Origin of the sequence: Rouxiella badensis (assembly GCF_002093665.1) — a bacterium.
Lineage (GTDB): Bacteria > Pseudomonadota > Gammaproteobacteria > Enterobacterales > Enterobacteriaceae > Rouxiella > Rouxiella badensis.
Genome location: NZ_MRWE01000012.1, coordinates 31,811 through 53,486, shown reverse-complemented (window position 1 = coordinate 53,486; position 21,676 = coordinate 31,811). Strand labels below are relative to the sequence as shown.

Sequence of the window (21,676 nt, the reverse complement as noted above, 5' to 3'; positions counted from 1 at the left end):
AGCAGTCTTACCGAAAATAATGCGCCCCTATGCAGGCGACAACCGGGAGGTTGACGACTATGCGAGAAGACTCGGGGCCAACGGTTTAATCCGGCCATAGAGGTTATTTTGCCCGCAGTTCTGACAATAATGCAAAAATAACGAGTAAGTTAAGATGAAAAGAATGTTGATTAACGCAACTCAGCAAGAAGAGTTGCGCGTTGCTCTTGTAGATGGACAGCGGCTTTACGATCTGGATATTGAAAGTCCTGGACACGAGCAGAAAAAAGCCAATATTTACAAAGGTAAAATCACCCGCATAGAGCCAAGCCTTGAAGCAGCGTTTGTTGATTATGGTGCGGAAAGACATGGTTTTCTCCCTCTCAAAGAAATCGCCCGCGAATACTTCCCCAGCAATTATTCCTCTCATGGCCGTCCAAACATCAAAGATGTTCTGCGCGAAGGTCAGGAAGTTATTGTTCAGGTAGATAAAGAAGAACGTGGTAACAAAGGTGCAGCGCTGACGACTTTCATCAGCCTGGCCGGCAGCTATTTAGTGTTAATGCCTAATAATCCGCGCGCTGGGGGTATTTCCCGCCGGATTGAAGGCGATGACCGTACCGAACTGAAAGAAGCCCTCTCTTCACTGCAACTCCCTGACGGCATGGGCCTCATCGTGCGTACCGCCGGTGTAGGTAAATCCGCAGAGGCCCTGCAGTGGGACCTGAGCTTCCGCCTGAAACACTGGGATGCCATCAAGAAAGCCGCTGAAGGCCGCCCTGCTCCATTCCTGATCCACCAGGAAAGCAACGTGATTGTCCGCGCATTCCGCGACTATCTGCGTCCTGACATCGGCGAAATCCTGATCGACAACCCAAAGGTTCTCGAACTGGCGAAAGAGCACATTGCAGCACTGGGTCGTCCTGACTTCAGCAGCAAAATCAAGCCATACGTGGGCGAAATTCCGCTGTTCAGTCATTACCAGATTGAATCGCAGATTGAATCTGCCTTCCAGCGTGAAGTTCGTCTGCCTTCCGGCGGTTCAATCGTTATCGACACCACCGAAGCACTGACCGCTATCGACATCAACTCCGCACGTGCAACACGCGGGGGTGACATCGAAGAAACGGCGTTCAACACCAACCTTGAAGCAGCCGACGAAATTGCCCGTCAGCTGCGTCTGCGTGACCTCGGTGGCCTGATCGTTATCGACTACATCGATATGACCCCGGTTCGCCACCAGCGTGAAGTTGAAAACCGCCTGCGTGATGCTGTTCGCCAAGACCGTGCACGTATCCAGATTGGCCGTATTTCTCGTTTCGGTTTGCTGGAAATGTCGCGTCAGCGCCTCAGCCCGTCACTCGGTGAGTCTACGCACCACGTTTGCCCACGCTGTAGCGGTACCGGGACCATTCGTGACAACGAGTCGCTTTCACTGTCTATTCTTCGTTTGATCGAAGAAGAGGCGCTGAAAGAAAACACCAAAGAAGTTCACGCTATCGTGCCAGTGCCGATTGCCTCTTACCTGCTTAACGAAAAACGTGAGTCGGTGAATGCCATCGAGAAGCGTCAAGGCGGCGTGCGTGCGGTTATCGTGCCAAACGACCAGATGCATACCCCGCACTACCACGTAATGCGTGTGCGTAAGGGCGAAGAGTCTTCAACGCTGAGCTACCTGTTGCCTCAGCTGCATGAAGCCGAAATGCTGCAACCTTCCGAGGACCCACCTTCAGAGCGCAAGCGTCCTGAGCAACCTGCTCTGGCGACCTTCGCTCTGCCGGTAGAAGCACCTCCTGCTTACGAGCAGCCAGTGGCAGCACCGCAGCCTGTACAAACTCGCACCACGGCGGTTAACACGGCTCCTGTGGCAGCGGCTCCTGCGGCAAAAACCGGCTTTATGGGCAAACTGCTTGGCGGCCTGAAGAATCTGTTCGGTTCAACGCCAGAGCCTGAAGCTAAACCGGCTGTGGTTGAAGAAGTTAAAGCACAGCCAGAAGCTACCGAGACTGAAAATCGTCGTAACAACGATCGTCGTAATCAACGCCGTCAGGGCACCCGTCGCAATGGTGAACGCGGCGAGCGCAATGAGCGTAGCGGTGAACGTGGCGAGCGTAACGGTGAACGTAATAATCGTAATGAACGCAGCGATCGTAACGAACGTTCTGACCGCACCGAGGGTCGCACCGACCGTACCGAGCGCAATGACCGCAACGAAAGCCGCAGCGAGCCGCGTGAAGAGAATCGTCGTAACCGTCGTAATCAAGAGCCTGTTGCGGTTGAAGCCGTTGCTCAGGACGTTGAAAACGTCGTTAACCGCGAAGAACAGCAGCAGCCTCGTCGCGAACGTGGAGATCGCTCACGCCGTCGCAATGAAGACAAACGCAAAAATCAGCCGGAAGATAAAGCGGCTGAAAACATCGTCGTGGAAGAAGTTGCCGCAGCGCCAGCACCGGTTGCCGCCGTTGAAGACCAGGACGAGCGCATGCCGTCTCAGCGTCGCCAGCGTCGTCAACTGACCCAGAAGATTCGTTTCGAGTCTGAAGTGGATCAGGACGTTGAAGATGCAGCACAGATGCTTATCACCGGTGTTAAACCGGCCGAGCGTCCAGCTGAACCTAAAGCGGCCGAACCGGCACTGAATGATGCAGCGAACGACGTGGACTCCGAAGATGCGCAGGGTGATAACACCCGTGAAAACGGTATGCCACGCCGCTCTCGTCGTTCTCCTCGCCACCTGCGCGTCAGCGGTCAACGCCGTCGTCGCTACCGCGATGAGCGTTACCCGACTCAGTCCCCAATGCCATTGGCCGGTGCATTCGTGTCGCCAGAAATGGCTTCAGGCAAAGTGTGGATCTCCTATCCTGTCGTTCAAGCTGTCGATGCCGTTCAGAACGTTGAGCAGGAAGCAGCGGCAGCGGACGTTGCCGTCCAGGCCGCAGTATTGACCGAGCAGGTTGTTATCGCCCAGGAAAATACCCCAGCGCCTGCACAAGTGACCCCGGTTGCCGAAGTGAAGCCGACGCCGGTAGAATCTGCGCCAGCCGTTGAAACTCACGTTCCGACCTCTACCCTGACGTTTGCAGAAGCGCAGGAAGTGATCGAGCAAGAAGTCGAAGCGACTAAGGCCTTCGTTGCCGCTGAACCCCACGTCGTAGAACCGACGACCCTCGAAGCGACCGATGCAGAAGTCCCTGCACCGACGCCAACCGAGCCAGTGGTTGTTGAACCTGCCGCCGTGGAAGCCGCCGCCGAAGAGCCTGCCGTTGTTGAGCCAGCAAGGTCTGAGCCTGTTGCAACCGCAGAGGCAGAAGTCGTCAAGCCAGCCGCAGTAGAACCGGTTGCCGAACCTGTCGTAGAATCTGCGAAAGTTGAAGAAGCGCCGGTTGAAGCTGTTAAACCGCAGGTAGAAGACGCGGTTAAACTCGAAGTTGCAGGTATTGAAGCGACAGAAGCTCAGGCTCCTGCTATTGAGATTCCGGCAGCGCCAGCCTCTGTTGCACCGGTTCCAGCGTCAACCGCAGACGACCAGCCACGCTTTAAGCATCACGCCAGTGCGCCGATGACTAAAGCCCCTGCTGCCGCCTACGTTGCAGAGCCAGCACGCTTCAGCGATTGGGTTCGCCCGGCATACGATTTCGAAGGTAAAGGGTCTGCCGGTGGCCACGCCGCCGCCAGCACCTCGACGGCACCGGCTACCAAGCCGGAAATGCCGCAGTAATATCGCGTTATCGTTAACACTAAAAACCCGCCAATGGCGGGTTTTTTTATGTCTGAGGATTGCCGTTGACAGATCAGGCAAACAGTTTCAGTTTCTTGATTTCAATCTTCTCGAGTTTGCCTTCAATCTGGCTCACAAAGTGTTTGAAGTGCGCGCTCTGCTCGTGCTGAGCAATGGCCTCATCGGAGCGCCAGCGCTCATAGAAAACGAAATTGTTTGGGTTATCAATCTCTCGATGCAAATCGTACTGTAGGCACCCTAGCTCTTCGCGGCTGGCGCTGACGACGGCCAGCAGTGCGGTGGTAACCTCTTCAATAAATTCCGGTTTAACGGTCAGTGGGGCAACGATTCTGATTTCCATAGTTTCAACTCCTGTATGATAAATTTAGCTTCTTAGCGCGTAGCGAAGTGCAAGACTTCTAATAATTGAGGACCACTATGCTCCCCGGCCCCTACTGATTTCAATGTTAGCTTAACAAACTGATGCATCCTTAGCAGTTTGCGCTTATCCTTGTACCCCGCCGATAATGCTCCCATTACTGCACCTGTTTTGAACGTCCTGTCTCTCAATGCCGGAGTTTTGTAACATGACCGCAACACCGCAAGTTTTGAAAATACGCCGCCCAGATGACTGGCATATCCACCTGCGTGACGACGCTGTGCTGAATACGGTTCTGCCGTATACCAGTGAAGTTTTTGGTCGCGCGATAGTGATGCCAAACCTGACGCCGCCGATCACCACCGTCGACGCCGCTATTGCCTATCGCACTCGCATCGAAGCCGCTATTCCTGCCGGTCACGCGTTTACTCCACTCCTGACCTGCTACCTGACCGATTCTCTGGACCCGAACGAAGTTTCTCGTGGTTTCGAGGAAGGCGTATTTACCGCCGCGAAACTTTACCCAGCCAATGCCACCACTAACTCCAGCCACGGCGTGACCAACGTCAAAGGGATTTATCCGGTGCTGGAACGCATGCAGAAGATTGGCATGCCTCTGCTTATTCACGGCGAAGTGACCCATGCAGACGTTGACATCTTTGACCGTGAAGCGCGTTTCATCGATGAAGTGATGGATCCTATCCGTCGTCAGTTCCCGCAGCTGAAAGTGGTTTTTGAACACATCACCACCAAAGAAGCCGCGCAGTATGTAAAGGAAGGCAACGAGTTCCTGGGCGCGACCATCACGCCTCAGCACCTGATGTTTAACCGTAACCATATGCTGGTGGGCGGTATACGTCCTCACCTGTTCTGCCTGCCGATTCTGAAGCGTAACGTTCACCAACAGGCGCTGCGTGAAGTTATCGCCAGCGGTAACAAACGTTTCTTCCTGGGCACTGACTCTGCGCCTCACGCCAAGCATCTGAAAGAGTCCAGCTGTGGCTGCGCGGGCTGTTTCAACGCCCCGCTCGCGCTCTCTGCCTATGCGACCGTATTTGAAGAGATGAACGCCCTGCAACACTTTGAAGCCTTCTGCTCTGAGAACGGCCCTAACTTCTACGGCCTGCCGTTGAACGAAGGCACCGTTGAACTGACCCGCACACCCGTGACTCAACCGGAAACCATTCCGCTGGGCAATGATTCGATCGTGCCATTCCTTGCCGGTCAAACGCTTAACTGGAAAGTCACCGCCTGCTAAGCCTCGCGATACTCTTTTAACGGGGAGACTGACCTCTTCCCGTTTTTTATTCGCTCTCTATTGCTCTTCCAAAATTAACTGTATATATTCACAGTATAAATTATACGGAGGGAGTGTTATGCGTATTGAAGTCTGTATCGACAGGACAAAACCTTTGCCGGTTGGCGCTCTAGAAGCGCTATCAGCTGAACTGAGCAAGCGGGTCAATAAACAATTTTCCGAGACGGATAATAGCGTACACGTCCGCTATGCCGGGGCAAACAACCTGTCGGTACTGGGCGGCGCAAAGACCGATAAAGATATTATTGAAGAAATTCTGCAGGAAACCTGGGAGAGTGCCGACGACTGGTTCTCGGCCGAAGGCCAGGATTTCTAACCCTACAAATTAATAACAATCAGGCCGCACAGGCCAGTTAAGACTTTGCCGGGCGTCGCTGTCCGGCTTTTTTATTTGTCCCCTTCCTGAACAAAATGCCTACAAATTGTACTCAAATTTTTTTTACCTCTAAATAAGGGATTTCTATCGATAAAATCAAATATATGCTTATACTTATATTGCTCACTTGATAATGAGCCGCATTGATCCTCGTTAGTCACTCATGATAGTCACTACAAAATAAGGGGTCTATATGGACAGAAATGATGAAGTTATTCAGACACACCCGCTTGTTGGTTGGGACATTAGTACAGTAGATTCGTACGACGCCATGATGATACGTCTTCATTACCTGTCTTCTAAAGACCAAACGCCAGAGGATGCTCAGGTAGATAGAACCCTATGGTTAACTACCGACGTTGCAAGGCAACTGATCAATATCCTTGAAGCTGGCATAGAAAAGATCGAATCGCACGAGTATGAGTACATTGATCAACGTAAACATTAATCTTCACACCTTAGTCTAAGGCACCTGCGAGCTCTCTCGCGGTGCCTTTTTTAATGCCTGCTTCTGCCTTGCCATCCGCTAGCAAAACTCACTATCATGCCCTGTCCCCTATTTAATTTTTTGTCGAGGAACCGTCGTCTGATGGATTATGACTTAATTGTGGTTGGCAGTGGTTCAGTGGGCGCTGCCGCAGGTTTTTATGCAACGCGTGCCGGGCTGAAAGTACTGATGATCGACAGCGCCATGCCGCCGCATAAAGAAGGTAGCCACCACGGCGAAACGCGAATTATTCGTCACGCCTATGGCGAAGGTGCCCGCTATGTTCCCCTTGTGCTTCGTGCACAGGCACTGTGGAACGAACTCGCAATGCTGACCGGCGAAGAGATTTTTCGTTCCTGTGGCGTGATCAACATTGGTCCGCAGGGTTCAGAATTTATTGCCAACGTGAAAGCCAGCGCAGTAGAGTTCAACCTTAATACACAGTCTCTGAGCGCTGAACAGATCCGCCATAAATGGCCGCAGCTCAACGTTCCTGAAGGTTATAGCGGCGTTTTCGAACCTGATTCCGGCTACCTTTACTGTGAGAAAGCTATCGAAGGTTACATCAAGCTAGCGCGAGATGCCGGATGTGCCCAGCTGTTTAACTGCCCGGTAGACAGTATTCGCTACGAAGGTGATATGGCTATCGTCAGCACCCTCGACGGTGAATACCGGGCGCGTAAGCTGGCATTGACCGCAGGAACCTGGGTAAAAAAACTGCTGCCAGACCTGCCGATGACGCCAATGCGTAAAGTTTTCGCCTGGCATCAGGCCGACGGGCGCTACAGTGAAGAGAACAACTTTCCGGCGTTTACTGTGGAAACCGAGGCCGGCGATCAGTTTTACGGCTTCCCGGCGGTTAAAGACAGCCTGAAACTCGGCAAGCACAACGGCGGTCAGCCTATCGACTCACCCAAGCAACGCACGCCGTTTGGTGCGGTCGCAGAAGACGGTCCGGAAGTCTTTGGTTTCCTGCGTCAATTCTTACCGGGTGTCGGCGTCTGCCTTTATGGCGCATCATGCACCTATGATGTCACTGTCGACGAAGATTTCATCATTGATAACGTGCCGGGACACGACAATACGTTGGTAATTTCCGGACTCAGCGGCCACGGCTTCAAATTTGCCAGCGCGTTGGGTGAAACCGTATCGTTGTTTGCTCAAGGTCTCGCGCCTAAAGCCGATCTCACGCCGTTCTCCCTGTCACGTTTTAAATAATTATTCACTACAGACGAATTATTCGCCGAAGAGAACGTCGGCGAATAATGTCTCCAAGCTTCAGCATTTCTTTATGAAGTAATTCCCCAATCAATACAAATTAAGATACTCATATCCTTCGTCAATAATCTGTCTCTTTTTTATTCGCAAATTTGACAGCGGCTATTATAAAAACATATCCTCAGCGCTCAGGATCACATGGAGTGGTCGTTATATTTATTTAAAGAATAAAAACAAGGATGTTATTGATGAAAATATTGATTATAGAACCCTGCGGCTTTATGCGCCTCGGGATGCTTTCTGTTCTCGCGGACCATAAAGATATTAACGTCACTGGCGTTGAAAATATTGAAGAGGGATTAATTCAGGCCGAGAAGATTAAGCCAAATATAATATTGGTGAATATGACCAGCCACTGCCACTGTACGGAAACCGACAGCGTGGTCAGCAATTTCCTGAGACTAAGGGTAACGAGCAAGATCTATTGCTATCTGGATGCCAATTACCCCGATCACGATGAACCCATCATGATTGCCGAAAACTTCCTGATCCTTCGAAAACATCAGGTTAATGCCATACTGAACAAAATTATCTCTCATACTTTGTCAAAGACCCCCGCCACGCTGTGTACACAGCCTTTCTCCATCTTCAGCGATCAGGAAGTCCTGGTGATCGGCGACTGGATGGCAGAGATGCCCAACTATCGGATAGCCAGAAAACTCAATATCAGCGACAGAACGGTGTATGTCCACAAACGCCACATCACGCAAAAGATTAAGGTCAGAAATCGTCTTGAATTTTGCTTCGTATATAATCTCATCAAATATTTCCACTGGCCAATGAACCCCCTTGCGCTGCGCCCATTAAGCCGAAAAATTAAAGCCGATATTATGACACTGATGCGTTGAATATTAAGAAGACCGACAGCCCAGTTATTTATATATTCTTAACGAAACACATTTTTATGCAGAAAAAAAGAGGCCACCTTGTCGGTAGCCTCTTATTAAATTTCATCTAACTTATTGTGATCGCCAGATGATTATGACGTTGGGGTATTATTTCCCAGGTTTGCCTTTTCTTCTTCACGTTTCTTTTTACGCAAATGCAGTTTCTTAAGTAGCTTTTTCGCTTCTTCTTTAGTTTCAACCGCGGGTGCCGAACCAATCAGAGGCTTACGCGCCGTCTCTTTCAACGAGAACACGGTAATAGCGCCAATCAACGCCGCCCCCATCAGATAGTAAGCAGGAACCATAACATTGCCGGTTTCTGATACCAACCATGAGGTCACCAGCGGTGTCGTACCACCAAACAGTGAAACCGAAATGTTAAAGCCAATTGCCAATGCGCTGTAACGCGTGTTGGTGGTAAACAGTGCTGGCAACGCCGCAGGCATGGTGCCTGAGAAGAAGGTATGCAGAATACCCAGGAGCATCAGACCACAGAACACACCCACCATTCCGCCATGACCAATCAACATCAGCGAAGGAATAGACAGAACAATCAAACCAATGGCACCGGCCAGCAGCACAGGTTTACGACCCAGACGGTCATTCCAGAAGCCCAGAACCAGCGTCAGTGGCATCATGATAAACATTACCACCATGATAAGCATCAGGCCGCTCAACTCGCTCAGACCCAGTACGCTAGTCAGATAGCTCGGCATATAAGAGGTCAGCATGTAGTTTGACACGTTGAACAGCAGCACCAGACCAATACACTGAAGCATCGGGCGCCAGTATTTACGCAGCATCTCGAACAGTGTTTGTTGAGGTTTGTTGTGCTCGATCTCTTCCTGCTTCTCCATGTGTTTCTGGAACGCAGGGGTCTCTTCAAGTTTCAAACGAATATACAGACCAAACAGACCTAACGGCGCGGCGATGAAGAACGGGATGCGCCAGCCCCAGGCAAGCAGCTGATCGTTAGACATATAGGCCGTCAGACCAGTCACCAGACCCGCCCCCAGCAGATACCCCCCGAAGGTACCGAACTCCAGCCAGCTGCCCATAAAGCCACGGCGTTTATCCGTTGAATATTCAGCAATGAAGGTCGCAGCGCCGCCATACTCACCACCGGTCGAGAATCCCTGCACCAGTCGTGCCACCAGCAGCAATATAGGTGCAGCGATACCGATACTTGAGTAACCCGGTATCAGGCCGATACTAAAAGTACCGGCCGCCATCATGATCATGGTAAAGGCCAGTACCTTCTGACGACCGATTTTGTCGCCCAGCGGACCAAACACCATGCCGCCCAAAGGACGAACCAGGAAGGCCGCGGCGAAGGTCGCGAAGGTCGCGATAAGCTGTGCCGATGCACTGCCGCTTGGGAAGAAGACGTGCCCAATGGTCACCGCAAGGAAGCTGTACACCCCGAAGTCGAACCACTCCATGGCGTTACCTAATGCCGCAGCGCCCACTGCGCGGTTCAGCATTTTTCTGTCTACAATGGTGATATCGTCGAGCGTCAGCTCGGGCTTGTTGCGCTTACGCCAGAATTTGATGTGCGAAGTATGAGATTCTGTTGAATCTTTCATAAAATTACCTCAGATGTTGCCTAAATTATTATCAGTGCAGCACCATAGCTTTCGCTTCCCTGGTAGATTGGTCTGCTCATTCCTGATGAACAAACATGATGCGAGAGCTATGCAGCTGCGTTTATTATTCACTTTTTTTTATGCCATTTACGGCATTAAAATTCGTGCCACTATTAATAATAAAACGCTTATTTACTTATCTTTAACCTATACAAGATTTTGTTCTTGGTCAAGTTTACTGTATATACCGACATGTGATTGGGGTGTAAACCCAGGATGAAAATACAAAACAAATATCAATAACTCACTGATATAAATAAACAATAAAAACAATGTCTGCACATGCTTATGTCACTTTATGCTTTACTTACAGTCAAGTATAGAACAGCAAAATTCAGGTCTTAAAAAAAATTCATCCTGACAAAAAAATGACATTTCCCTGATTTTTTCGGCAGATAAAAACACTACCTCGATAGGTTTGATGAGGAGAAAATTTCGCTTATGTCAGCGATGATTGTTGGCAAAAGATAAGCAACAACGCAGGTATTAAAATGGAGCTAACAGCGTGGACATCAGGAAGATGATAAGGGGATATATCAGAAAGGCTAAGCCTGCGGCACAAGGCCAGCAGGCTTAAGGTCAAACCTCGTTAATCACTCTTGAGAGGCTGAGTCCTTTGGTTCGGGAATGTGCATGGTAGTCTGCAATAATCCTTTGGATTTATTGAAGATTTTGTTGCCATTCTCACGACCGGCACGCAGTGCACGCTGCTGCTCAGGCGGCAGCTTGAGCTCAGTTTGGCAGATTTCGCTACAGCAACCGTCAAACTTAGCGGCGCAGGCCGGGCATTGGATGAACAGCAAATGACAGCCGTCATTCAGGCAATTGGTGTGATTGTCACATTCAGCACCGCACTGATGGCAGTTGGCAATCACGTCATCGGAGATGCGTTCGCCCATGCGCTCATCGAAGACGAAGTTTTTGCCTTTGAACTTCACCGGCAAGCCCTGCTCTTTCGCACGGCGCGCGTATTCGATAATCCCGCCTTCGACGTGATAAACATTTTTAAAACCGTTATGCAGCATATAGGCGCTGGCCTTTTCACAGCGGATACCGCCGGTACAATACATAACAATTTTCTTTTCTTTATCTTCCTTCAGCATATCGACGGCCATTGGCAGCTGATCGCGGAAGGTATCGGAAGGAATTTCGATCGCGTTGTCAAAGTGACCCACTTCGTATTCGTAGTGGTTACGCATGTCGACAAACAGGGTGTCGGGATCGTCAATCATCGCGTTGACCTGTTCCGCCTTGAGGTATTCACCCACGTTGGAAGGGTCAAAGGTTTCATCATCAATACCGTCGGCCACAATGCGCTCACGCACTTTGAAACGCAGTACCCAGAATGATTTACCGTCGTCTTCAAGCGCGATATTCAGACGAATATTGTTGAACGCGGGATGACACTCAAACAAATGCTGTTTAAAAGCTTCAAACTGGCTTTGTGGAACGCTTATCTGCGCATTGATGCCTTCTTTAGCCACATAAATGCGGCCAAAAACATTTAATTTAACCAGTTCAAGGTAGAGCCGATCGCGAAATGCTTTAGGATCATCGAGATGGAAGTATTTATAAAAAGAAACTGTGGTACGCGGCTCGGTTTCAGCCAGCATGCGCGCCTTCAGTTCCTCGTTAGAAATTCGGTTATGTAACACTGGCATGGTGTACTTTCCTGTCTTTCGTTGAGGCTATTCTAAGCAGAGTAAAAATAAAACCGCACTATCATACATGAAACAGCTATCAGGATTAAAGCTTCGGTTAACGCCGGTTTCGCGCATACTACATTAACCTAATCTTACTCGAGGCAACTATGAGCAAGCTATTTGAGAGCATCACGCTGGGTTCACTGACGCTGGAAAACCGCATCGTCATTGCCCCTATGTGCCAGTATTCAGCAGAACACGGTAAGGCCACCTCGTGGCATCACGCCCATCTCGGTCAACTTTCGTTTTCCGGCGCGGGCCTGCTTATTCTCGAAGCCACTGCCGTTGAGGCCGTGGGCCGTATCTCTCCCCAGGATCTTGGCCTGTGGAACGATGAAACTGAAGAGGCGCTGGCGAGCCTGGTGACCTCTTTGCGAGACAACAGCGATATGCCGCTGGGTATTCAGCTCGGCCACGCCGGGCGCAAAGCTTCCTGCTACGCGCCATGGGAAGGCGGAAATCAAATCAGCGCCAAGCTGGGCGGCTGGCAGACTGTTGCCCCTTCTGCAGTAGGCTTCGCCGAGAGCGACGCTGCCCCAGAAGCGATGTCACTGGAAAGAATCGAGCAGTTCAAAAAGGCCTTCGTCGAGAGCGCCAAACGCGCGAATAAGCTGGGCTTTGACCTTATTGAACTGCACGGCGCGCACGGTTATCTGCTGCACCAGTTCCTCTCACCGCTTTCCAACAAACGCACCGACCAATACGGGGGTTCTCTGGAAAACCGCGTACGTCTGCTGCTGGAAATCTATCAGGAAGTGCGTAAGGTCTTCTCCAATGACAAACCGATTGGCGTGCGTATTTCTGCCAGCGACTGGGTTGAGGGCGGCTGGGACATCGAGCAGTCTATCGAGCTGGCAAAAGCGTTAGAAAAACTGGGCTGCGCCTACATCCACGTTTCCAGCGGTGGGCTGTCAACCCAGCAGAAGATTCCGGTGGGTCCGAACTATCAGGTGCCTTTCGCAGAAAGCATCAAGAAGGCCGTCAATATCCCGGTGATCGCCGTCGGTTTAATCACCGAAGCCGAACAGGCAGAAGCGATTATCGGCACCGGTCAGGCAGACATGATAGCTCTGGCACGTGGGATCCTCTATGACCCACGTTGGCCTTGGCATGCGGCGGCCAAACTGGGGGCCAAGGTAAGCGCGCCTAAACAGTACTGGCGCAGCGAACCTCACAGCGTTAAGGGTCTGTTCAACGCCAAATAAGATTTTGGTTAATCGAGGGACGCCATCGCGATGGCGTCCCTTTTAGTCACGATGGCGTCTCTCCCTTCGCTAAATCTGCCCTGTTACACTTTTATTACTGGTTAACATGCCAACAGAATTGACAAAGTCGGGTTCTCTATCAATATTCAATTCGCTAGTATCAGCGAGCTAAACCCCATTTGTTTAATGCGACTAAATCATCTGCTGTTCAGAAAAAATTAAGACTTCAAGCATAAAATTCAGACGTTTTAAGGAGATATCAGGGCTTAATCCTTCATAAATGAGGTTTTAATGCCGTCTTTTTTCACCTTGGTTAAAAAAAGTGTCACAATAAACGACTTTGTTTAGGAAATTTTATCCCCTGTAATCATGCCAATTTACTTAAGCAGGCGATTTCCTTAACTAGCGGCTAGCAGACTGTATCCCGTTATTAGGTCGTAGAATCTCTGGGATTCCTATTACCTGATACCGTCTGGACAGAGCTTATATTTTCCTACTTCAAAACTATGACGCAGAGATTTTATGACTCAGGTACCCACCTTTAACCGTTCGTTGTTGCATCCCCGTTACTGGCCTACCTGGATTGGTCTGGGACTGTTGTATTTACTGGTACTTTTGCCTTATCCACTGATTTATAAAATGGGATGTGGGATTGGCCGTTTTTCGATGCGTTTTGTAAAACGCCGCAGCTGTATCGCCCAGCGCAACCTCGAGTTGTGCTTCCCTGATATGCCGCAAAGCCAGCGCGACCAACTGGTGGTGAAAAACTTCGAATCCGTGGGTATGGGCCTGTTTGAGACCGGCATGGCCTGGTTCTGGCCGGACTGGCGCATCGAGCGCTGGTTTAAGGTCAGCGGGCTTGAGCACATCCAAAAGGCCCGTGATAACCAGCAGGGCGTACTGCTTATCGGCGTACACTTCCTGACACTTGAGCTTGGCGCACGCATCTTCGGGATCCATAACCCCGGCATCGGCGTTTATCGTCCGCACGACAACAAGCTGATGGATTGGGTACAAACCAAGGGCCGCATGCGCTCCAACAAAGCGATGCTGGATCGCAAAGATCTGAAAGGAATGATTCGTAGCCTGAAGCAGGGCGACATCATCTGGTATGCGCCTGACCACGACTATGGTCCGCGCGCCAGCGTGTTTGTGCCATTCTTCGCGGTGGACAAAGCGGCAACCACGACAGGCACCTATCTGTTGGCCCGCATGGGTAAACCGGCGATTATCCCTTTCACTCCGCGTCGTTTGCCGGGTGGAAAAGGCTACGAGCTGCTGCTGCATCCAGCGGTGGAAAACTTCCCACTGGAGGACGAAGTTGTCGCAGCAACCTACATGAATAAAGTCGTGGAAAACGAGATAAAACTCGCGCCAGAGCAGTACATGTGGCTGCACCGTCGCTTCAAGACGCGCCCCGAAGGCGAGCCTTCACTGTATTAATTAATTTTCATAATCTATCTCCACTCTCTGGCATCACTCTTGATGCCAGAGAGCAAACCTCTTCAACCAACCTGATTTGTTTAAACAGTTTTTTTGAAAGACTCCATCAATCTTATCTGATTTCCTCGTGCCGTAATTCAGCGAATACTTAAGCATAATTTCCAACCGTGATTAATTCCCTACGCTTTCTTCACGGCTAACCACTACGTTAATTATCTTAAGGACATTGCTATGTTGGCTAAATTAAACGCTTCTTTTACTCGCGTTACCGATCACCCTGATTTTGGTAAGCTATTGTTGAGACTAACTTTTGGCATCCTTATTCTGTTCCACGGCGTGGCAAAGATGGAAAATGGCGTAGGCTGGATTGCCAAAATGCTTGAAGCGCACGGTCTGCCGGGCTTCATTGCCTACGGTGCCTACATCGGTGAAGTGATTGCGCCCGTCCTGATCATTTTGGGCATTTTCACCCGTCCCGCAGCGCTGGTGATGTCTTTCAATCTGGTTATTGCCGTTCTGCTCGTGGTGGGTGGTAAGTTCTTTACCGTGACAGAGGTGGGTGCATGGGGCCTGGAAGGTGAAGCAATGTATTTCTTCGGCGGTCTGGTGATTATGTTCCTCGGCAGCGGTCGTTATTCCGTGGTCAGCAACCCCGCTCTGCGTTAATCAGAACCTTAAAAGTTGGGCGGCATACTCCCGCCGCCCGGCTATTTTCTCCGCAATTTGTCCCTACCTTTCAACGCTTGTGCTGCGGTTAATTCCTTTCTACGTTCTTATTTAATTTTTCGTAATAAGTCTGCAACATGATTGAAGTGGGTAATAATTCGGCGCATAATTATCGAGCTAATTCATTATTGTTGCGCTCTGTTTCGCCCTCTTCACAGAGTAAATGGACCTCACTCATTGGTAATTTATGACTTCGGCACCTGCATCGGATAAAGCACCAGAACCCATTAATTGGAAACGCAATCTGTTCGTTGCCTGGATCGGCTGTTTTCTTACCGGTGCGGCATTCAGCCTTATCATGCCCTTCCTTCCCCTTTATATAGAAACACTCGGCGTTACCGGCCATGAGTCTCTCAACATGTGGTCAGGCCTGGTGTTTAGCATCACCTTCCTGTTTTCTGCCATTGCCTCCCCCTTCTGGGGCGGATTAGCCGACCGCAAAGGCCGAAAAATCATGCTGCTGCGTTCTGCCCTCGGTATGGCTATCGTGATGGTGCTGATGGGAATGGCGCAAAATATCTGGCAGTTTCTGGTACTGCGTGCACTGCTTGGTCTGCTTGGCGGCTTTGTGCCTAACGCGAATGCCTTAATTGCCACTCAGATCCCACGCAATAAAAGCGGCTGGGCGCTGGGTACGCTATCGACAGGCGCGGTGAGTGGCGCACTGATTGGCCCGCTGGTCGGCGGAATCCTTGCTGACACCTACGGACTGCGCCCGGTGTTCTTTATTACCGCCAGCGTGCTGTTTGTCTGCTTCCTCATGACGCTGTATATGATTCGCGAACAGTTTGTGCCGATCAACAAGAAAGACATGCTCAACAGAAAGCAGGTCTTTGCTTCGCTAAAAGATCCCAAACTGGTGCTGTGCCTGTTTATTACCACCATGATTATTCAGATTGCCACCGGCTCCATCGCCCCAATTTTGACGCTCTACGTGCGAGAACTCGCAGGCAATACCCAGAATCTGGCATTCATCAGCGGCATGATTGCTTCCGTACCGGGCGTGGCGGCACTGATAAGCGCGCCCAGACTGGGTAAGTTGGGTGACAGAATTGGTCCGGAAAGGATACTGGTCGCCATGCTGGCGATGTCTGTGCTGCTGCTGATTCCTATGGCGTTTGTGCATAATCCACTGCAACTGGGCATTCTCAGATTTTTACTGGGCGCCTGTGATGGTGCGCTGCTTCCCGCCGTGCAAACACTGCTTATCTATAACTGTACCAACCAGGTGGCAGGACGCGTATTTAGCTATAACCAGTCGTTTCGTGACGTAGGGAATGTGACGGGACCCTTGCTGGGCGCATCGGTGTCGGCAGGCTATGGTTTCCGCGCAGTATTCTGCGTGACGGCCTGCGTGGTGTTGTTTAATGCCTGTTACTCATACTGGAGTTTACAGCGCCGCCCGAGTCAGGCAACGGTCGAATAAACCGCCTTTCCCTTTGCGAAACGGCGCTGAATCAATGCCGGTTATTTTCCGTTATTGCTCTGCGGGTCGCGTGGACCATGCTCGTGACGCGGGAAGTCAGGAACTTCAACCACGGACACACGCACTTCATAGTGTTTGCCTGCGGTCGCGGCCGGAATAACGCCGTTCAGCTTCTGCAGCGTGTCAGTCGGGTTATCGCTGGCAACGGACGCACAGAACAGTTCACCGCCGTGGCAGAATCCGTGCATTGGCGGAGGCGGCATCATCATTCCCATCGGCGGGAAGTGTGGCATACCTTCACCGTGGAATGGCGGTTCGTCCTGAGGTTGAGTCATCGGCGCGCCCTGAGGGGCTTTATCAGTTGACTCGGCAGCCTGACTGCCAACGCTGATTAACGCGGCGATACCACAAAGTGGAAGTAAGAGAGTGCGGGTAGAAATTTTCATAGCAACGGCCTTTTCTATGGAGTTCCCGCTTACTTTGAGCCAAGAAAATCGGCGAAGAAACCCTGTTTGCTAAACCTTTACCCTACCGCACCATGCCCTTTGCAAAGCTGAATTTGCGTTGACAATTACGACGATAAATTCGCCATTATTCTCCCTAAAATCAATTGGCAAAACCCTCTTTGGGATATAGGGTATAGGAAAGGTCTAATTAAAGGAAAAATAAAGGATTATGGCTACTGAAAATGGGTTGCATGAAATCACCCTGCGCGGCGATACGGTCACCTTAATCCCACTGCGTGCCGAACACGCGCAAGATCTATTGAAGGCTGCCGCCGACGGTGAACTGTGGAATCTATGGTATACCTCTGTCCCCAATGAAGAGCGGATCGACGCCTATATTACCACTGCACTGAATGAGCAACGGGCGGGCGTCTCTCTGCCATTTGCGGTGGTGCTCAACGCCACGCGGCAGATAGTTGGTACCACGCGCTTCTGCCGGGCCGATGTTCAACACCGTCGCGTTGAGATTGGCTTTACCTGGTATGCGAAGAGCGTGCAAAAAACAGCGGTGAACACCGAATGCAAATATCTTCTGCTTAAGCACGCTTTTGAAGAGCTGAAAGCTATCGCAGTCGAATTCAGAACGCACTGGCATAACCAGACTTCCAGAGCCGCTATCGCCCGTCTTGGCGCCAAACAGGACGGCGTACTGCGTAACATGCAGCAAGACGCCGACGGAAGCTACCGCGATACGGTTATTTTCTCCATCATCGACAGCGAATGGCCGACGGTGAAAAAAAGCCTGAGCTACAAGATGAGCCAGAACAGGAAATAACCCGTGAACCTTATTTCCCTTAACGACCTACAGCCTGCCGATGTTCATGCCATTTGGGCGCTTACCGAAAGCCCGATGGCAGCGCTAACCAAGCGGGCAGCCTGGTCATTTGAAGGAAACGGTATCAGAACGCGAACCACCTTTATTCAGGCCTTTAAAGAACTCGGCATCGCTTATATCGAGCTGCCGAATTTGCTAAAAACCGGCGAAAGGGTTGAGGATTTGGCCGGGTATCTTGACGCCTTTTACGACATTTATGTGATACGTGAATCTAATCATCAGCGGCTTGCCCAGTTTGCCGAGAAGTCATCCAGGCCTGTTATCAATGCTATGTCCAGTCTGGGGCATCCTTGTGAGGTGTTGACCGATGCCTATTGGATAAACAAAACCCTCGGCGCTATCCAGGACCTGCATATTTGCCTATGGGGCCCAACGACCAACGTTTTTCGCAGCTGGCATCAGCTTGCTGTGCTGATGGGTCTTCAGGTCACTCACGTTTGCGGGAAAGAACTTCACGATGGCACTCCCGGCGTAAATTTCACTGACCTGGCTAAGGTGACCGCCGACGTGGTTATCACTGACGGCTGGCCGAAAGACAGCGGGCGACCGACGTCTCTTACGACCTCACACCTGCAAAGCATGGGCACCCCGCTGCTGCTGCCTACCCCACCCTTTACCCTCGGCCAGGAGCTGGATTTCGATCCTTTAGGCTATCCTCGCTTTGCCGGTTATGAACAGAAATCGTGGCTACTGCCGGTGCAAAAAGCGATTGTTGCCCACATCTTAACCAAGTAATTCAACATGCTGCACCCAGAGTTTTCAAATTTAAACTTTTTTACATCCAAAGCCCTTTCCCTGCTGAATCTTCAACTATCCTTTCCTAAAACCACCGCAATCTGGGCAAAGGAGGAAATATGTCACTGTATGCAACGCTGGAAGAGGCTGTAGATGCAGCACGCGAAGAGTTTCTGGAGAAAATCGCTGAAACCTCATCAGATGATGAGTCACCTTCCGTCAGCCAGTTTACTCTGCAGAAATACATCATGCAGGACGGAGACGCCATGTGGGAGGCCGAGTTTTCCGCAGAGGAAGGCGAGGAAACCGAAGGCCTGAGCTTTCTGAGCGGTGAGGCGGCGCAGGCGATTTTTGATGACGACTTCGACAAGCAAGAGTTGCTAGAAGAGTGGCAGGACGAAAATACGCTGTACGAGTGGGATGAAGGTGAATATCTGCTTGAGCCTCCGCTAGACACGGAAGAGGGTGCCGCCGCAGCCGAAGAATGGGATGACGAAGACGAGTTCCCGGGACGCGAAGACTAATTCTTTTTCGGAGTGATGTGTCAGGCGCAGACAGCCTGATGCTTACTTGTAGGGACCGTGGCGGGCATCAATGGGCAGCATAAAAGTGTCGACTATCATTGAAAGCGGCACATCGATGACAGTAACGTAACGCCACGGCCCGTCTCTCAGGTCCCACTGTACCCCAGGGTAATACTGATTTTCATGGCCCTGTCCCGGCACCGTGCGGCTAATAATACTGCCGCAGCCCGAGAGGGTTGCCATTGCGATACCCACCACTGCCGTTCTTACGAGTAAACCTTTATTCACGCCGAACCTACCCCTTTTAAGCCCTTTCAGCGGTAAAGTTTACCACAGCCTCCCCGGTCAACCGCGTTAAGCTAACGTAAAATAGGCCTTTTCCTTACTCTCACTTAACCGCATCAAACGCTATAAAATGCTGTGTAATCATCACGTATATGAATTGTTTATTGTGTTTATATTATGATGACCCGAAGGGTTTTATGCGCACAAAATAAGATGGCGAAAACTTACTGATTATTATCATAAGGTTACGCAATTATTGGTCACTGGTCATACAAGGAAAGTGCATGGCACTAGAATTCATTTCTGTTTTGTTTTTTATCGCCTCGGTTATCGTTTGCATGCTCAAGGCGAAACGAAACTCATTTTGGATTACTCTCACGCTGTTGCTCTCGGCGCTCTTCCTGCTGCTGAGTGCCATTTGGATTGCCAGTAATTACTTTACCGGTGAAGGTGTTAACGACGAGGTGATCTTTACTATCACCAGTAGCCTAACCGGTGTCGGCGTCGGAAAATATGTGCTGCCTGCACTCGGGCTTTTCGCCTTTATTTTGCTGATTTTTGCCCTGCTGTCCTGGCTGATTTTACGTAACAAGAACACCAACAGAAAAATTAGCTATAACTTTGCGGCACTCTTTCTGTCGCTGCTGGCCATTGCTACCGCCCCCGCCACGGCTCAACTTTATCGCCTGACCTCAACACAGTATGGTGATGATAAATCGGACTTTGCCGATAATTACCGCGACGCCAACAAGACGATTAACGGCAGCAAACCGAACCTGGTCTACATCTTTGGTGAGAGTCTGGAACGCACCTATTTTGATAACAATGTTTTCCCGGATCTGGTGCCGGAACTGGGTGCTATCAAGAAAGAATCGATAGATTTCAGTAATACTATTCAGATCCCTGGTGCAGAAAACACGATTTCCGGCATGGTTTCGGCACTGTGTGGGATCCCCCTCTTCGCGCCTTTTGACAACAATGCCTCAAGCTCGCTTTCAACTTTTTATCCACGCAGCATCTGTCTTGGTGACGTGTTAAAAGCTTCGGGCTACACAAACTATTTCTATCAGGGCGCCAATCTGGCCTTCGCCGGTAAAGAGCTTCTGCTCTCATCCCACGGTATTGACCACCTCTATGGTTACGAAGAACTGAAGCCTTACGTCAAAGATCCCAACTATAAAAATGAGTGGGGCTGGTATGACGACACCACGCTCGACTTCGTTTACAACAAGTTTGTCGAACTGTCTAAAGAGGGCAAACCTTTCTCGCTGTTTGCATTAACCGTCGATACTCACCACCCTGACGGCTATATCGATGCAACCTGTAATAGAAAGGACTATTTGTATAATAATAAGCGCAATCAGTCATTAAGCGCCGTTGCCTGTAGTCAGGAGCAGGTCGCGAAGCTGATTAACAAAATCAAAGCGTCACCGTATTTCAAGAATACGGTCATCGTGGTGTCGTCTGACCATCTGGCAATGAACAATACCGCCTACTCGATTCTCACCAGGCAGGACCGACGAGACCTGTTCTTTATTCTGCGTGGCACCGGTGAAAATAATCAGGTCATCGACCAGAAGAGAACCACTATGGACAACGGTGCTACGGTGCTCGACGTGCTTGGCGGCAGTAACTTTATCGGGTTGGGCCGCAGCAGCCTGTCGAGTGAGTCGCTGGCCAACAACTACCGCGACATCCGCAAGCATACTCTGCGCTGGAAGCAGGCTATCATCAAAATGTGGGACTTCCCGAAAACCATTAGCGACTTCGCGTTGAATACCGACAGCAAAATGCTGACCTTCTCGGGCGTATCGTTCAAATTCCCGCTGATTTTGCGGGTGAATGACGGCAGAATCGACCCGATGTTTGACGTTTACCTGTCAGACTCGCTTGAGAAACAGCTCTCACAGCTGGATCCTAACGAGAAATTCGTGTGGGTCGATAGCTGTAGCAAGATGGGCAATATCTGGGACCCAAGCCTGCAAAAGGTGAATAACGTCTGCGTGGCAACCGGTAGCCTGAACACCAAACCCCACATTGTCGAGGCCGACCGTGACCTCTATCGAGGCAAAGTGGTGTTCGACGGACTGCCTAAGCTTGACGAGGATACCTATCACACCACCGTCGAGAAGCTGAGCGCCGTTAAAGACGTTGCTGCGGCACAGTAAATCGCGAACATAAAAAAGGGCAGCCTGCGGGCTGCCCTTTTTATTTATTTTC

Annotated in this window: 19 protein-coding genes; 14 read left to right on the top strand and 5 right to left on the bottom strand. The window is 50.6% G+C overall.

All coding sequences use genetic code 11. From position 1 onward, the window contains the following. Positions 1 to 154: 154 nt before the first annotated feature. Positions 155 to 3,697: a ribonuclease E gene (gene rne, locus BS640_RS09040; protein WP_084912420.1), complete on the top strand. Its 3,543-nt coding sequence runs from the start codon at positions 155 to 157 to the stop codon at positions 3,695 to 3,697. 73 nt (positions 3,698 to 3,770) lie between these two features. On the opposite strand, the gene BS640_RS09035 is transcribed toward rne, so the two are convergent. Further along, on the bottom strand, positions 3,771 to 4,058 hold the full coding sequence (locus BS640_RS09035) for a putative quinol monooxygenase (RefSeq protein ID WP_017493519.1): 288 nt from the start codon (positions 4,056 to 4,058) through the stop codon (positions 3,771 to 3,773). Positions 4,059 to 4,284: 226 nt separating this feature from the next. Between BS640_RS09035 and pyrC the strand changes: the two genes are divergently transcribed. The 5 genes from pyrC (at position 4,285) to BS640_RS09010 (ending at position 8,383) form a co-directional block, all read left to right on the top strand. Beyond that, positions 4,285 to 5,334 (top strand): dihydroorotase, encoded by a 1,050-nt coding sequence (gene pyrC / locus BS640_RS09030; protein WP_084912419.1) that lies wholly within the window; start codon positions 4,285 to 4,287, stop codon positions 5,332 to 5,334. Between the two features lie 118 nt (positions 5,335 to 5,452). After that, positions 5,453 to 5,710 carry a DNA damage-inducible protein I gene (gene dinI / locus BS640_RS09025; RefSeq protein WP_017493522.1) on the top strand — a complete coding sequence of 86 codons (258 nt, stop codon included), beginning with the start codon at positions 5,453 to 5,455 and terminating at the stop codon, positions 5,708 to 5,710. 253 nt (positions 5,711 to 5,963) lie between these two features. Further along, positions 5,964 to 6,218, top strand: a complete 255-nt coding sequence (bssS, locus tag BS640_RS09020) for a biofilm formation regulator BssS (RefSeq protein ID WP_017493523.1) — start codon at positions 5,964 to 5,966, stop codon at positions 6,216 to 6,218. 141 nt (positions 6,219 to 6,359) lie between these two features. Beyond that, positions 6,360 to 7,475, top strand: coding sequence for an N-methyl-L-tryptophan oxidase (gene solA, locus BS640_RS09015; RefSeq protein ID WP_017493524.1), 1,116 nt, complete (start codon positions 6,360 to 6,362; stop codon positions 7,473 to 7,475). 248 nt (positions 7,476 to 7,723) lie between these two features. Further along, complete coding sequence (locus BS640_RS09010; RefSeq protein WP_017493525.1) at positions 7,724 to 8,383, top strand: LuxR C-terminal-related transcriptional regulator; 660 nt, start codon at positions 7,724 to 7,726, stop codon at positions 8,381 to 8,383. Positions 8,384 to 8,514: 131 nt separating this feature from the next. On the opposite strand, the gene proP is transcribed toward BS640_RS09010, so the two are convergent. Both proP and trhO read right to left on the bottom strand, forming a co-directional pair. Further along, a complete protein-coding gene (gene proP / locus BS640_RS09005; protein ID WP_084912418.1) occupies positions 8,515 to 10,008 on the bottom strand; it encodes a glycine betaine/L-proline transporter ProP in 1,494 nt (497 codons plus the stop codon). A gap of 653 nt (positions 10,009 to 10,661) precedes the next feature. Continuing rightward, positions 10,662 to 11,729, bottom strand: coding sequence for an oxygen-dependent tRNA uridine(34) hydroxylase TrhO (gene trhO, locus BS640_RS09000; protein WP_084912417.1), 1,068 nt, complete (start codon positions 11,727 to 11,729; stop codon positions 10,662 to 10,664). Positions 11,730 to 11,878: 149 nt separating this feature from the next. Between trhO and BS640_RS08995 the strand changes: the two genes are divergently transcribed. The 4 genes from BS640_RS08995 (at position 11,879) to mdtG (ending at position 16,571) form a co-directional block, all read left to right on the top strand. Further along, entirely contained in the window at positions 11,879 to 12,976 is a 1,098-nt protein-coding gene (locus BS640_RS08995; protein ID WP_017493528.1) for an NADH:flavin oxidoreductase/NADH oxidase, read from the top strand. A gap of 522 nt (positions 12,977 to 13,498) precedes the next feature. Continuing rightward, positions 13,499 to 14,419, top strand: a complete 921-nt coding sequence (locus BS640_RS08990; RefSeq protein ID WP_017493159.1) for a Kdo(2)-lipid IV(A) acyltransferase — start codon at positions 13,499 to 13,501, stop codon at positions 14,417 to 14,419. Positions 14,420 to 14,650: 231 nt separating this feature from the next. Continuing rightward, complete coding sequence (locus BS640_RS08985) at positions 14,651 to 15,085, top strand: DoxX family protein (protein WP_017493158.1); 435 nt, start codon at positions 14,651 to 14,653, stop codon at positions 15,083 to 15,085. Between the two features lie 247 nt (positions 15,086 to 15,332). Next, positions 15,333 to 16,571 carry a multidrug efflux MFS transporter MdtG gene (gene mdtG, locus BS640_RS08980; RefSeq protein ID WP_017493157.1) on the top strand — a complete coding sequence of 413 codons (1,239 nt, stop codon included), beginning with the start codon at positions 15,333 to 15,335 and terminating at the stop codon, positions 16,569 to 16,571. Positions 16,572 to 16,612: 41 nt separating this feature from the next. On the opposite strand, the gene BS640_RS08975 is transcribed toward mdtG, so the two are convergent. Next, entirely contained in the window at positions 16,613 to 17,017 is a 405-nt protein-coding gene (locus BS640_RS08975) for a hypothetical protein (protein WP_017493156.1), read from the bottom strand. A 229-nt stretch (positions 17,018 to 17,246) separates the two neighbouring features. Between BS640_RS08975 and BS640_RS08970 the strand changes: the two genes are divergently transcribed. From BS640_RS08970 to BS640_RS08960, 3 genes are all read left to right on the top strand, one after another. Beyond that, positions 17,247 to 17,852: a GNAT family N-acetyltransferase gene (locus BS640_RS08970; RefSeq protein ID WP_017493155.1), complete on the top strand. Its 606-nt coding sequence runs from the start codon at positions 17,247 to 17,249 to the stop codon at positions 17,850 to 17,852. Positions 17,853 to 17,855: 3 nt separating this feature from the next. After that, positions 17,856 to 18,647, top strand: a complete 792-nt coding sequence (locus BS640_RS08965; protein WP_017493154.1) for a hypothetical protein — start codon at positions 17,856 to 17,858, stop codon at positions 18,645 to 18,647. A gap of 119 nt (positions 18,648 to 18,766) precedes the next feature. Further along, a complete protein-coding gene (locus tag BS640_RS08960) occupies positions 18,767 to 19,171 on the top strand; it encodes a MysB family protein (protein ID WP_017493153.1) in 405 nt (134 codons plus the stop codon). A 42-nt stretch (positions 19,172 to 19,213) separates the two neighbouring features. Here the strand turns inward: BS640_RS08960 and BS640_RS08955 are convergent, their stop codons facing one another. After that, a complete protein-coding gene (locus BS640_RS08955; RefSeq protein ID WP_017493152.1) occupies positions 19,214 to 19,459 on the bottom strand; it encodes a YceK/YidQ family lipoprotein in 246 nt (81 codons plus the stop codon). Positions 19,460 to 19,740: 281 nt separating this feature from the next. Between BS640_RS08955 and opgB the strand changes: the two genes are divergently transcribed. Next, positions 19,741 to 21,624 carry a phosphatidylglycerol--membrane-oligosaccharide glycerophosphotransferase gene (gene opgB, locus BS640_RS08950; protein ID WP_017493151.1) on the top strand — a complete coding sequence of 628 codons (1,884 nt, stop codon included), beginning with the start codon at positions 19,741 to 19,743 and terminating at the stop codon, positions 21,622 to 21,624. Positions 21,625 to 21,676 lie beyond the last annotated feature (52 nt).

Bases quoted from the DNA above. Each gene is read 5' to 3' on its own strand.
- rne (WP_084912420.1), top strand. From the start codon at position 155: ATGAAAAGAATGTTGATTAACGCAACTCAGCAAGAAGAGTTGCGCGTT.
- BS640_RS09035 (WP_017493519.1), bottom strand. From the start codon at position 4,058: ATGGAAATCAGAATCGTTGCCCCACTGACCGTTAAACCGGAATTTATT.
- pyrC (WP_084912419.1), top strand. From the start codon at position 4,285: ATGACCGCAACACCGCAAGTTTTGAAAATACGCCGCCCAGATGACTGG.
- dinI (WP_017493522.1), top strand. From the start codon at position 5,453: ATGCGTATTGAAGTCTGTATCGACAGGACAAAACCTTTGCCGGTTGGC.
- bssS (WP_017493523.1), top strand. From the start codon at position 5,964: ATGGACAGAAATGATGAAGTTATTCAGACACACCCGCTTGTTGGTTGG.
- solA (WP_017493524.1), top strand. From the start codon at position 6,360: ATGGATTATGACTTAATTGTGGTTGGCAGTGGTTCAGTGGGCGCTGCC.
- BS640_RS09010 (WP_017493525.1), top strand. From the start codon at position 7,724: ATGAAAATATTGATTATAGAACCCTGCGGCTTTATGCGCCTCGGGATG.
- proP (WP_084912418.1), bottom strand. From the start codon at position 10,008: ATGAAAGATTCAACAGAATCTCATACTTCGCACATCAAATTCTGGCGT.
- trhO (WP_084912417.1), bottom strand. From the start codon at position 11,729: ATGCCAGTGTTACATAACCGAATTTCTAACGAGGAACTGAAGGCGCGC.
- BS640_RS08995 (WP_017493528.1), top strand. From the start codon at position 11,879: ATGAGCAAGCTATTTGAGAGCATCACGCTGGGTTCACTGACGCTGGAA.
- BS640_RS08990 (WP_017493159.1), top strand. From the start codon at position 13,499: ATGACTCAGGTACCCACCTTTAACCGTTCGTTGTTGCATCCCCGTTAC.
- BS640_RS08985 (WP_017493158.1), top strand. From the start codon at position 14,651: ATGTTGGCTAAATTAAACGCTTCTTTTACTCGCGTTACCGATCACCCT.
- mdtG (WP_017493157.1), top strand. From the start codon at position 15,333: ATGACTTCGGCACCTGCATCGGATAAAGCACCAGAACCCATTAATTGG.
- BS640_RS08975 (WP_017493156.1), bottom strand. From the start codon at position 17,017: ATGAAAATTTCTACCCGCACTCTCTTACTTCCACTTTGTGGTATCGCC.
- BS640_RS08970 (WP_017493155.1), top strand. From the start codon at position 17,247: ATGGCTACTGAAAATGGGTTGCATGAAATCACCCTGCGCGGCGATACG.
- BS640_RS08960 (WP_017493153.1), top strand. From the start codon at position 18,767: ATGTCACTGTATGCAACGCTGGAAGAGGCTGTAGATGCAGCACGCGAA.
- opgB (WP_017493151.1), top strand. From the start codon at position 19,741: ATGGCACTAGAATTCATTTCTGTTTTGTTTTTTATCGCCTCGGTTATC.